Genomic DNA, 12,156 nt, shown 5'->3' on the forward strand with positions numbered 1-12,156 from the left:
TGCTTTGTATTAGGACAACTATTATTCATCGGAAGGGGCAATACCTGAGAACTCTTTGGTTTCTTGATATTTACGAATAATGGACACTTCAACCCGGCGGTTCTTACTTCGTCCAACAGCTGTAGTATTTTCAGAAATTGGGTGGTACTCCCCGTATCCAATTGCACTAAACTTGCGTGGATTCAGGTTCGTATTCGTTAGCAAGATCTTCATGAACTGAAGAGCACGATCCGCGCTCAGGTCCCAGTTGGAAGAATAGTCGCTATTAGAGATAGGGATATTATCGGTGTGTCCTTGCACAACTACATCATAATCCGGGAATTGCTGTAGCATGGTTGAGATGGACTTTGCTAATTGCCGAGAATCATCCTTAACTACAGCCTGTCCGGAAGCGAACAGCGCGTTATCACTTATCGTAATCATAAGCTGAGACTGATTGAGCTTAGTACTGAGAAGATCGGTAAGACCGTTCTTGCTGATATATTGATCAAACTGCTTTTTAAGCTTCTCTAAATCTTCTTGTTCCTTTTGTCGCAGCTTAGCCATTTCTGTTTGTTCATTTTTCTTGGCTACTGATTTATCCATTTGATCATTTTTTCCTAAATCCTCTTGACTCTTAGATGGCATTGCCGCCCGCTCTTCAAGAACACCTGTACCGCCATTAAGAGCGGAGCTGAAGGCTTGACTCATCTCTTCGAATTTTTTGGCATCCGTTGCACTCATAGAATACATTACGATGAACAAGGCTACCAGAAGGGTCATAAGATCAGAATAAGGCAGTAGCCACGATTCATCGGCGTGTTCTTCATGCTCTTCGTGTCTAGTCTTTTTGCTCACCCGATCCACTCTCCTTCTCATCATTTAACTTAGCTCGTTCCGAAGGTGTTAGGAAGACAGCAAGCTTCTGATTGATGGCAATAGTGGATACACCGGATTGTATGGACAATAGACCTTCGACCATCATCATTCGAACTTCAATTTCACGTTTGGAAAGTCGTTTTAGCTTATTGGCAATAGGATGCCATAATACGTAACCTGTAAAGATACCGAGTAGTGTTGCGATGAAGGCCGCCCCGATTGCTGCAGCCAATTTGTTCATATCACTCATATCAGCCAGAGCGGCGATAAGTCCGATAACAGCCCCGAGCACGCCAAGTGTAGGAGCATACATACCTGCTTGTGTGAAAATGAGTGCACCTGCTTTATGTCTATCCTCTGTGGCGTGGATGTCCTCCATGAGAACATCGCGGACAAAGTCCTGATCATTCCCATCAATAATCATCCGCATGCCGTTTCTGAGGAAGTTATCTTCTATTTCATCGACTTTAGACTCAAGAGCCAGTAGACCTTCACGCCGTGTAATAGAAGCCCATTCCATGAACATAGTAATTAATTCGGATTTACTGATTAATTTCTTTTTGACAAAAATTATTTTAAACAGACTTGGAATCTTTTTGACCTCCGAGATTGGAAAGGCCATAAAGATGGAGGCCGCCGTCCCCACTAAGATAATAACGTAAGCAGCGGGTGTGGCTAAAGCGTGAAGAGGAGCGTGCTTGAGGATCATACCCCAAATTACTGCAACTAGACCAAAAATTAAACCGAGTATTGTTGAAATTTCCATTATGCACCTCGTCCATGAGATTATAAGATGTGTTCCGACAAAGCCGCGTATATCATCCTTGAAATAGCGGCAAGGCACTCTGTGCGAAACCGAATAACGTATATTCTTATTTATCGACATCATTCCGTTTTTTGTGAAGTCATTTTTTCGGCTATAATGGATAAGGTAAGTAATTATTCATCTGTGGAGAAAACGGAGTGATACATGTGGGTGTAAAGCATGGTAGAGATTACGGTGAAATCCTAACGGATTTGACTGAGGCTGTCGGAAGAATTTCCGATGGGTACTTATTTTTTGAAATGGATCCGGAAGAGTGGCAAGAATTGCCCCAGGAATCCAAGATGGAGGTATGGGAGGCGCTGGCTGAGGATCTTTTCTTCGCGCTGGGTAATGAACCTATGATTGAGGTGGGGAGCGGCGTTATCATCTACGATAAGGACACGCACCGCATTAATATTTTAGTCGGAGAAGAGGATTTAGCCTCTGTTGTTTTGATTTAAGAAGAGGGGCGGCGGGGCGTAATTTGCCCGTAGTTAGTAGCCCGTGTTAAAATTGGTGTAGCCGAGTTATAATCGCTGGGATTCTTGAATACATTTAATCAAAAATATTGCCTTTATCCTGGCACATCCCTTGGACCTCAGAAGCTAAGGGATGTTTTGTTTAACGAATAAGACGAGTAAAGGGACCTGCGGATTTTACTGCAATTTTTAGTAAGGGAGGAAACGAATTGTTATTTACCGAAGAAGAACTGCGTGAGCAGATCAGCAAGCTGGAAGGCTGGAAGCTCGAAGAGAATACCATGGTGCGAAAATATATGTTCAGCCAATATATGAAGGGTATTGCTTTCGTTGATGAAGTAGCCACCATTTCAGAAGCCTTTGATCACCATCCACATATTACGATTGATTATAAGACAGTGACTTTACGACTGAAATCAAATGAGGAAGACGGTATTACAGCTCTAGATATTCGAGAGGCACATGAATTTAATGAAGCCTTTGAGAAAAATCGTTAGTGTCACCCAAACTCATAAATAAACGCCCGTGCGCAGATAGTGAACTATCTTCTGGCACGGGCGTTTTTAGTTGCTTAGGTAGTAGTTACTGTTACTTTTTCTCTGAGAGCCAGAGGGCGACGTTTGCGATCTCCTCAGGGGCTAGCTTTTCTTTAAAGGAAGGCATTTGACCGCGTCCCTTAGTGACGATGCTGTAGATTTCTTCAGCATCATGCTGACCGCCTTCATTTTGAAGACTAGGGCCAACTCCACCTTGAAGCTGATCGCCGTGACAGGTGATACAGCTGGCTTTCACGGTTGCTTCTGCCTTTGCCGCATCCAACTGAACTACCGGCATTGTGGGTTTATTCTGTTCAGCTACCTCTTCTTTACCTGGAAGTGTAAACATAAGTACTACCGCAAAGGCACAGGCGGCAAAAAACAAACCGCTCATGATCCATTTCTGCATCCCAGTTCGTCCCTTCTATGTAAGCTGCTCCCTACATTATAGCTCAAGGTGAAGCGTTATCATAGGGTTTGTGACAAAAAAATGAACGATAATACCATCAATTGATTGAAAAATATGGATTTTAATATCATTTCTCATAGACCATGCAATAAAAAGGTTTGTTTCCTGATGGGGTTAGGCGCTCATACGTATCTGTAATCGTAAATCCACACTTTTGGTAAGTTCGGATCGCACGCTGGTTCCAGGTCAATACCTCTAGATCAATCTCACGCTCAGGATAACGAAGCAAGGCTTCTTGCACGATTGCATCCATGAATAATTTCCCTAGCCCTTTGCCGCACAGATCAGGTTGCATGCCAATCCCCAAACGTACAACACCTTCCATCGGGAACAACTGCGCGAATCCACACAAAGCTTCTTGCCCATTTAATATGGAGACATATTGCTCATTCCGTAGCTGAGGATCACCGAACTCGATGCCTAGAGCCTGCATTTGTTCCCACGGCATCCAGCCGTAAATATTATAAGGGGGGGTGTAATTCCAATTGCATATCTCTTCCGCGTGACTAGTCTCCATAGGAGTTACATGAAAAGTAACCGAGGGATTTATCATAAGGTCAAAGACCTCCTTTCACGAGGGTTATAACGCTTGCCGTCCTTACGAGTGCCGAAGGCGTCTATACTTGTAACTAATTATATACAAAAAGAGGGGTCATCAACTCAGAAAATTTATAAGGAATACTGTTTTACAAATTTTGAGAGGGGTAAATATTAAATAAGACAAAAAAACAAGCTCTTCCCCAAGAATTAACATCTTGGAAAAGAGCCTATGTACGTTCTACTTATTGAACATCATCATTATCTTCTGTCTCAGAAGCAACAGAATGATAAGCATCAGTGCTCATAATCCGTTTAGCACCGATATAGCGTTTTACGTAGTAGCTATCACTCAGGGAGCTAATCGTTACACCGCGTGAGGAAGATGCGTGTGCAAACTTGCCTTCACCGACATAAATGCCGACGTGGGAAACACCCTTACCACTTGTATTGAAGAATACAAGATCTCCTGATCTTAAATCATCTCGGGAGATAGCAGTACCCATTTGATACTGGGAACCTGATTGGTGTGGTAGGTTGATACCGATTTTATCAAAAACATACATTGTAAATCCGGAGCAATCAAATCCATTTGTGGAGATCCCGCCGGATACGTATTTAGTTCCGATGGTCTTGTCGATCACTTTATCCATTTTGGAATCCGCGAAAGCGCTTCCTGCTCCGATGGTGAAGATAATGGAAAAGCTGAGTACAGCTGCTGCTAACTTCTTCTTCAAAAGTTTATACCCCTTCCAGATGCCTACGAGGTTAGCTTAAGGGTTCGGTTGAAGGTCCCCTATGACCCCTCTAAAAATGGAGGTCAATTCACCCAAAGTTGGTTCCCCCGTTTCCCTAATAGTTAGGAAACTCGGCTCAGACTGTTGATTAGGAATAGCTTGTAATCAATACATGACAAAACCTTTGTAAATAACAACTTAATGATTACAAAAATGTTACTAAAATCTTACTGCAGTTATTGTAACAAACAGAGTGCCGCTTGGCAATCGTTTTTAACCTAATCATGCAGAAAAATTCATATATTTAAAGACAAAATGCATATGTAAGCGATAATATTAAACTTATTTTTATATTTATTGAAATTTTTATCAAATAAAAGTGTTTAAAGTCTGTTCTAGAGGTGTAAAGATTATAATAAGGCAAAAGAAAACCTGGATTCGATTAAGGTGATAATCAAATCCAGGTCTATATAGTTGTAATTGTGAGGTTATAGTTGTGGGGAAGTATTAATCGTAGGCTACAGCTTGATATGAGGAAGTACTCATTACTCTTTTAGCGCCAACGTAGCGATTGGCCCAGTAGGACTGGCTAAGTGAAGTGATGGTCACGCCATATGAAGATGATGATTGTGCGAATTTTCCGTTTCCAACATAAATGCCGACATGGGATACGCCGTTGCCCAATGTGTTAAAGAAAACTAGGTCACCTGAACGCAATTTGCTTTTGGCTACAGGAGTTCCAACATTATATTGAGCTTTTGAAGTGCGGGGCAAAGAAAGACCCACCTTCTTGAATACATACGTAGTGAATCCAGAACAGTCAAACCCGGCAGTGCTAGTGCCTCCGGTTTTATAGGCAACTCCAATTGTCTTTGAAATAACACTATCCATCTTAGAATCTGCAAAGGCACTTCCTCCACCAATAGAGAACGCCATCACAAGTCCCAGCGCCGCAGCGACGCATGCTTTTCTTAAATTCTTCAAAAAAATTGTACCCCTTCCAATGCCTGTGAGGTTAGCTTAAGGATTCGGTAGAAGGTTCCCCTATGATCACTGCAAAGCGAGATCAATTCACCCAAAATATGGTTCCCCCACTTCCCGGTGCAAGGAATTCGGCGTTTTATGCACCAGATAGTGACTTATCGACAAGACTACGATGAATACATGAAGTTATGTAGAAATCGTTTCAAATGATTACAAACTTGTTACTAATGGAACAGGACTTATTGTAACAAAGTCTTTACGAATTTGCAAATCGCCATAATTTGTCTGTAACGCGAAAGAGTCCCGGCTCCTGATTTAGGAACCGGGACTCTTATATTATGTGTTGTAATGCCATAAATTATTGTGGAAATGCTTTACTGCGCCATAGATGATATTGAGCGGAAATTCCCCACATTTTGAAAAGTGTCGAGGGCAGTGATGAGAGTTGACGAATAAGAAGTGCCGGCAGGCCAGGACAGAAGATACCGGATAGTCCGCACACCAGCAGAAGGATAAGGCCCGCTGCACCAAGTATGATTGAAATGCCTAGTGCAGGAATCAGTGACTTTATACAGATGAATAGGGAGGAGAACATCCCCGTACCGCTGGTATAACCAAACTGCATATATAGAAGGAACAGGCGAACGATAAAGATGTATATAAGCCATGCCAATACGTATGGAACTAGATGAAGTAACAAAGAGGAGTTCAGAAAGGAAGATAAGAACAGCCCGTACATTTTTGGAGCGAGCCAGTATAACGGCAATAGAGCCAGCACCCATTCGATTAAACTAAAGATAAACACTGGAAATCCATAAAGCTTCATGCCGGGAAAAAAGAACAGGCCTCGCTCTCCTTTTCTCTCTTGATGGAGTTCATGCAGTAATCCTGCTCTTATGAAGGGGGAGAGCAGCAGTCGTAAGAGAACAAGCCCTAGGAACATCCATAACCAATTACGTATCTCAGGATCTGTGTTCAAGCTGAACTGCCCTTCGACATAATAGAGTAGTCTACCCATTCCACTGCCTCCAGCGTCTTTATCTGGGTAGCGCAGTAGAATTGGAACGATAGCAGACCGGATGAAGCCGTACATAAAGTAGCCCCAGAGCAGTCGATAGATGAAGAGCAGAATCAGAATATAAAATTGCTCCTTCATGCTTTGCCAGCCGCGGGTTATCGATGTTCTCATAATCATTCACCTCACCAGACAAGAGTTCCGAGCACGGTTTCAACTAATTTAGTTACACTTAACGTCCAGCGGGAGAGTGTTTTGGGCTCTATTTCCGCCAGTCTGAAGTTATTAAGATGTTTGTTTTCTAAAAGAACGGTATGCTCTGGATCAATCTCAGCAGAGAGGAGAAGTTTATCGCTTAACAGCTGAAACGTAGTCTCTGCTCCTTCACCGTTCCAGACCCGCTCTGCCGCAGAACCGTCAGCGAATGTGAATTTAATGGGAACGTCAACGTAATGACTCCCTTTGTTTGTAATTTTCACTATGGATTCGTAGCTCTGAGCCTCGCTGCTGCCATTCTTTTTAATCGTAATCGTATCTACTGAGAAATCAGGAGCACCGCCACCATAAACATAATCCTCGAAATAAGGCTGCCACGATTTTTTGGTTACCTTCTCAACGACTTTTTGAAAATCAGATGTAGTGGGATGCTGGAAACGGAATTTACGTGCGTAAGTAGACATGATACTGTTCATTGCTTTAGCGCCTACTTGGCGTTCAATATCCTTAAGTACTAGCTTTCCGCGAATATATACATTTCGGCTATACGATTCTGCCCCGTCATATTTCCATGTCTCTAAGTTCAGCGGCTCTGATTTGGTCACCAGGCTAGATTGCAGAGGGAGATTAGCTTTGACACCATATTCCTGCTCCATGAGTTTGTCTTCAGCGTAAGAAGTGAAGCTTTCGTCTAACCAAGCCTCTTCGAATTCATTGCTGGCGACCATACCGTAGAAGTATTGATGGCCAATTTCATGAACGACGGTTCTCTCAAGTGAAGTATCAGGTGAAGAGTCCGTGGCTCCAAAGGCTGTAATGAGCGTAGGATACTCCATTCCTCCTGCACCATTGCCCTCCTTAGGTGGAACGATAATAGACAGAGTGGAGTAGGGATAAGGACCATACCATTTACTGAAGTAGGTCAGGGCAGCCTTAGCGGCCTGAAGGTATCGTTCCTTTAAGTCTTTGTGCAATGGATCGAGATAGACCTTGATCCGTACACCAGGTACTTCTGGTGTAGAGAAGGCTTCTTCAGCTACTGTGAAATCAGGGGAAGCCGCCCAAGCGAAGTCATGGACATCATCAGCGTAGAACTGATATATTTTTTGATCTTGTTTCAGTTTGGCATTCTTTACAGGAAATCCGGTCGCAGCTACCGTATAGTTAGAAGGAACTGCAATCGTTACATTAAAGATGCCAAAATTGCTGTAAAATTCAGAGGTGCCGTGATATTGATGTAAATCCCAGCCTTCTTCCTTAACCCCGCGTGTGCCCATAGGCTCGTATACACTAAGCTTAGGGAACCATTGCCCAGCCATCACGAAATTCCCTGATGTACCCATACGGGCAAATATTTTGGGAAGCTGGACCTCGTACTTTAGTTTAAGCGTGACACTTTCTCCACCATTAACCGGTTGTGGGAGATGCACCTTTAGGAGTGTCTTATCGTTAACGTTACCATCGTCAGGTTGTACAAATTGTACTCGTTGCATTAGCGATGTTCCTTCTGTCGTGCGCAGATCGGTTAGAGTCATACTTCCGAAGCCGTTCTCTGGCATGGTGTCACCTCTGAGCGTTCCTCCGGATTCCTTCATAAAGGTAGTATCTGGTGAGGCAAAAGCATTTGGGTACATATGAAAATATAGATCACTTACAGGTTTTACACCGGGGTGTGTCCAGGTTACCGTCTCAGAAGCGATTAAGGTTTCTGTATCTGGAACAAGCTGAACATCGATGTGGTACTCGACAACCCGATGACTTAATGCTTCCTCTGCCGGAACGGGGGCGCTATCAGGAAGATTTTGCTGTGGTGCAGCAGCAGGAGCTGTGCCACTGGAGGACTTGGCCTCTTTTGAAACAAAGCTAGTAACAGAAGTTGTGGAGTTATCCCCCGAATAGACCCATATTCCTCCTAGTAGCACGAGGGTGGCCAGGGTCGCAAAGATGATAATGTACCTTAATGACAGTGACTTCATACTGTGATTCCTCCCGTGACAAGCATCTACGGGATGTATATGTTTGCAATCGCCGCATTATTAGCTAAAATTAAATTATTCGTAAGAGGAAGGGTGTGCACTCGTGGACAACATACAACCGGAGGGCAAGAAACAGATTGCCTTAAATATTGTGAATGCCAAAAGTAAACATAAAGGCTTTGGAGCAGGCTCTATTGAGCTCAATAACGTATCGCCTGTCATTATTGATGGCGGTGAAGCAGTCATTGATATCGGTGCCATGCATGCCAAGAGTAAGGTTGAAAAGGGTATTAAATTCTCCATGAACCGTGAAGATGTACCTAATGGAAGACAGGTTTGGGTGGTATGGGTAGCAGTGGACCGTACTCAGGATAGTCAATTCTACGGTGGAATAACAGCTTGTGAAATGTGGATTGATACGGAAGCGCGTCGTGGCTGGAAAATCCTCGCCGAGCATGTCAATAAGCTGGATGGGGCTCTAAAACGCAAAATCGATGTGGGAGGGCTTGGCGCAGTTGAAAAGGCGGCTCTAAAATCCCTCTTGATCTCTCATAATGAGGCATGGTGGACCGCATCCTCCGATGAACTCAAGGCTGCTCTGACCGAGTAGGAACAATCACCCGGTCAAAATTAAAGGATACAGTAAAAAGGCTTCGACACCCTGAAATAGGAGAGTCGAAGCCTTTTTTGCTATACATTAATTTAGTTTACGATTTGCTTCCCGTACTAAGTTTGCGTTTGAGTTGACTTACTCTGGCTTGACTGATCCCCAGGATTTCAGCAAGCTCTTTCTGATTGGCATATGGATGATCATCTATGGCCCGCTCCAGGCGTTGGCACATATCCTCTGTTTTCGTCTTCCGGATCGTGCTGCTGTGCTCTGACACTTCGCTAGCAAAATCTTGGCGCGTCTCCGGCGCTTGAGACATGCGTTCAGGATCGGCAATTTCTTTTAGACAGCTACTGCAAATAAATTGCTCTTTATAGTAGGTGACATGGTCGTGGCTTCTGCAAAACGTACATTCTGTCGAGGTGTACTTCCTGAGTATGATGGTGTTATCGTTTAATATAAAAAATTCGATAGGATCACCAATGTCGATATTACGAGTCATACGGATTTCTGCGGGAACCACAATTCTCCCAAGACTGTCTAAACTCCGGATCATGCCTGTATCCTTCATCCCATGTCCCTCATTTACATCTTTATATTTTGGTTGCTAATAACTATTATAGCAGTAATTGTGAGTTAAGAGAATGGGGTGAATACATAAAATAAAGCGGTTACATCCTTTGCGGGAGAAGTGAAAACTGAATTTTCCCATCCTATCAATTCTGCAATAAATAAGTTATAAAAAAGAAAAACCTCTTCAATAAATGAAGAGGGCTAATTCAACCACCAGCGCTTAATATTGTTCCACAGGGAACGATTTTCTTCAGCCGGATCTACTTTGCTTTGTGCATCATCGACAGCGGGACCTTTGCCGTGCTGATCACAGTATTCGGTGGGCTCAGTTCCACTAATGAAAGTCTCTAGTTCTTTTTCGGGACAGGCTGCTGTCGCTAGCTTGCCGGACTGTGGATTGATGTATACACTAACCACGCCATCTGGAATGGGGAAAATCTTAGGCGGGATATTTTCCAGAGCTTTTTCAGTGAACTCCGCGAAAATTGGAGCTGCCCGTCGACCGTCGGTAGTTGTAATGTCGCGCCCCTTGTCATATCCAACCCAAACAGCAGTGGATAGCTCGGGGGTGAAGCCTACCATCCAGCCGTCTGTATCCGTAGTTCCAGTCTTGCCGGCTACCGGACGTTTGATTATAGAAGCTACACGGTTCCCAGTTCCTCCAGTCTCAAACACTCCTTCCATTAAACGGGTTAACACATAGGCGGCAGAAGGTTCTACAACGGCTTCACCCTTTGGCTGTGGAGCTTCATACAGGACCACACCCTTTGAATCCGTTATTTTTAGAATGGCTGTGGTGGGCATTTTCTGACCACTGTTTCCTATAACAGCAAAAGCTGCAGCCATTTCTAGCGGACTGATTGGTGAGGTGCCAAGTGCCAGTGAGGGAACACTTTGAAGCGGACTGTCAATGCCCATCTTGGCTGCCATCTCGCTCACTTTATCCGCACCGATCTTCATGATCGTATTCACAGCATAAATATTGTCGGATGCTGCAATAGCTTGTCGCATGTTGATTTCCCCCAGATACTTATCCCCGAAGTTCCGAGGCTGGTAGGTTTTGCGATTGTTATCATAATGGAACATCGTTGGCTGGCTTTTGAAAACGGAAAGACCCGTCATCTCTTTGGAAGAGAGTGCTGCTAAATACATGATCGGCTTAAAGGACGAGCCAGGCTGACGAGTTGTGGCTAGAGCATGATTGTATTGGTTGGTACGATAATTTTTTCCGCCGACCATTGCTTTAATGTAGCCAGTTCGAGGATCAATGGAAACAAGAGCCGTCTCCAGATCACTCTTTTGATCCATCTCTTTGTCGACTGCTTGTTCTGCGGCATGCTGCATGTCAGGGTCAAGGGTAGTGTAAACATTTAGTCCCCCTTGTTCCAGCTCATCACTGCTGATGTGAAGAGATTCTGTGGCGAGATTGCGGATATAATCTCTGAAATAAGGTGCAGCCACAGTGGTATCCTTCTGGCCTTGTGGTTTTAAGTTCAAGTCTTCCTGCACTGCCTGCCCCGCTTCTTCTTGCGTAATTTCTCCTAAATTAGTCATGACGGTCAAAATAATTTTTTGGCGTTTTTTAGCGTTGTCTAAATGATTGTATGGCGAATAGTAGGTCGGTCCTTTTGGAATCCCAGCTAGCATGGTACTCTCTGCTAAGTCTAAATCTGCTGCAGATTTGCCAAAATACATCTGAGAGGCTGCTTCAATGCCATAGGCACCATGACCATAGTAGATGTTATTTAAATACATGTTCAAGATTTCATCTTTGCTGTATTTCATCTCAAGCTGCATCGTATACAAGGCTTCTTTGGCCTTGCGCGTCCATGTCTTTTCGTGGGATAGATAGAGATTTCTCGCGAGCTGTTGAGTTAGCGTACTAGCCCCTTGTGTTCGATTTCCCTCTTCCAGATTGACGAGTACGGCCCGCGCCATCCCCTTCATATCGAATCCGGAATGCTCGTAAAACTTACGGTCCTCGACGGCTAGTGTGGCTTCAATAAGCAGGGGAGAAATTTGACTTAATTTGACCGGTTCACGGCTACGCCCGTCTGAGGTAAAGGTGGCAAGAATATTGCCTCTGGAGTCGAGTAGCTTGGAGCGCACATCGTCGCCAATGGGAGGAAGATCCTTTTGATATAGGTAACCGAGCAGAGCTCCCGTGGTCAGTAGAAACAATATAATCATGGCTAGCAGCAGCCGGAATAAACGGCGGAAGCGGCTTTTTCGTTTAGGTGGATTTGTTGATTCACGTGTCATGGCACCAGACTCCCTTCTCCTTGTATTATGGGATAGGAACTGGAAGGATATTCATTGTATAACTAGGCGATCTGTTAAAGGGACTATTGCCAGAGGCGA

Annotated in this window: 13 protein-coding genes and 2 riboswitches; of the genes, 3 read left to right on the plus strand and 10 right to left on the minus strand. The window is 44.0% G+C overall.

All coding sequences use genetic code 11. The features are described 5' to 3' along the window. Window positions 1-21: 21 nt before the first annotated feature. The gene (gene motB / locus ACDZ28_RS08605; protein ID WP_339288734.1) at window positions 22-837 is read right to left on the minus strand and encodes a flagellar motor protein MotB; all 816 of its coding nucleotides are present in this window, start codon (window positions 835-837) and stop codon (window positions 22-24) included. Continuing rightward, a complete protein-coding gene (gene motA / locus ACDZ28_RS08610; protein ID WP_042123206.1) occupies window positions 821-1,624 on the minus strand; it encodes a flagellar motor stator protein MotA in 804 nt (267 codons plus the stop codon). The genes motB and motA overlap by 17 nt, the downstream gene beginning before the upstream one ends. A 206-nt stretch (window positions 1,625-1,830) precedes the next feature. On the opposite strand from motA, the gene ACDZ28_RS08615 reads away from it, so the two are divergent. Then, the gene (locus ACDZ28_RS08615; protein ID WP_042131745.1) at window positions 1,831-2,124 is read left to right on the plus strand and encodes a hypothetical protein; all 294 of its coding nucleotides are present in this window, start codon (window positions 1,831-1,833) and stop codon (window positions 2,122-2,124) included. Window positions 2,125-2,351: 227 nt separating this feature from the next. Further along, window positions 2,352-2,639, plus strand: coding sequence for a 4a-hydroxytetrahydrobiopterin dehydratase (locus ACDZ28_RS08620; RefSeq protein WP_042123209.1), 288 nt, complete (start codon window positions 2,352-2,354; stop codon window positions 2,637-2,639). 91 nt (window positions 2,640-2,730) lie between these two features. Here ACDZ28_RS08620 and ACDZ28_RS08625 read toward each other — a convergent pair whose 3' ends face one another. The 6 genes from ACDZ28_RS08625 to ACDZ28_RS08650 form a co-directional block, all read right to left on the minus strand. After that, on the minus strand, window positions 2,731-3,087 hold the full coding sequence (locus ACDZ28_RS08625; RefSeq protein ID WP_042123211.1) for a cytochrome c: 357 nt from the start codon (window positions 3,085-3,087) through the stop codon (window positions 2,731-2,733). A 127-nt stretch (window positions 3,088-3,214) separates the two neighbouring features. Next, a complete protein-coding gene (locus ACDZ28_RS08630) occupies window positions 3,215-3,700 on the minus strand; it encodes a GNAT family protein (protein ID WP_341109987.1) in 486 nt (161 codons plus the stop codon). A gap of 229 nt (window positions 3,701-3,929) precedes the next feature. Next, on the minus strand, window positions 3,930-4,421 hold the full coding sequence (locus tag ACDZ28_RS08635) for a C40 family peptidase (protein WP_042123215.1): 492 nt from the start codon (window positions 4,419-4,421) through the stop codon (window positions 3,930-3,932). Between the two features lie 5 nt (window positions 4,422-4,426). Further along, window positions 4,427-4,568: riboswitch (cyclic di-AMP (ydaO/yuaA leader) on the minus strand. Window positions 4,569-4,928: 360 nt separating this feature from the next. Next, window positions 4,929-5,357: a C40 family peptidase gene (locus ACDZ28_RS08640; protein WP_042131746.1), complete on the minus strand. Its 429-nt coding sequence runs from the start codon at window positions 5,355-5,357 to the stop codon at window positions 4,929-4,931. A gap of 53 nt (window positions 5,358-5,410) precedes the next feature. Next, window positions 5,411-5,549, minus strand: a riboswitch (cyclic di-AMP (ydaO/yuaA leader). 214 nt (window positions 5,550-5,763) lie between these two features. Then, a complete protein-coding gene (locus tag ACDZ28_RS08645) occupies window positions 5,764-6,594 on the minus strand; it encodes a hypothetical protein (protein ID WP_375104447.1) in 831 nt (276 codons plus the stop codon). Window positions 6,595-6,605: 11 nt separating this feature from the next. Next, window positions 6,606-8,612 (minus strand): M1 family metallopeptidase, encoded by a 2,007-nt coding sequence (locus tag ACDZ28_RS08650; RefSeq protein WP_375104448.1) that lies wholly within the window; start codon window positions 8,610-8,612, stop codon window positions 6,606-6,608. A 103-nt stretch (window positions 8,613-8,715) separates the two neighbouring features. Here ACDZ28_RS08650 and ACDZ28_RS08655 point away from each other — a divergent pair, with 103 nt between their 5' ends. Beyond that, entirely contained in the window at window positions 8,716-9,222 is a 507-nt protein-coding gene (locus ACDZ28_RS08655) for a YwhD family protein (RefSeq protein WP_042123218.1), read from the plus strand. Window positions 9,223-9,319: 97 nt separating this feature from the next. Here the strand turns inward: ACDZ28_RS08655 and ACDZ28_RS08660 are convergent, their stop codons facing one another. Beyond that, the gene (locus tag ACDZ28_RS08660) at window positions 9,320-9,793 is read right to left on the minus strand and encodes an AbrB/MazE/SpoVT family DNA-binding domain-containing protein (RefSeq protein ID WP_042123219.1); all 474 of its coding nucleotides are present in this window, start codon (window positions 9,791-9,793) and stop codon (window positions 9,320-9,322) included. Window positions 9,794-9,996: 203 nt separating this feature from the next. Beyond that, on the minus strand, window positions 9,997-12,057 hold the full coding sequence (locus ACDZ28_RS08665) for a transglycosylase domain-containing protein (RefSeq protein ID WP_375104449.1): 2,061 nt from the start codon (window positions 12,055-12,057) through the stop codon (window positions 9,997-9,999). Window positions 12,058-12,156 lie beyond the last annotated feature (99 nt).

The sequence above is a fragment of the Paenibacillus sp. RS8 genome (assembly GCF_041956825.1).
In the GTDB taxonomy this organism is placed as follows: domain Bacteria; phylum Bacillota; class Bacilli; order Paenibacillales; family Paenibacillaceae; genus Paenibacillus_AQ.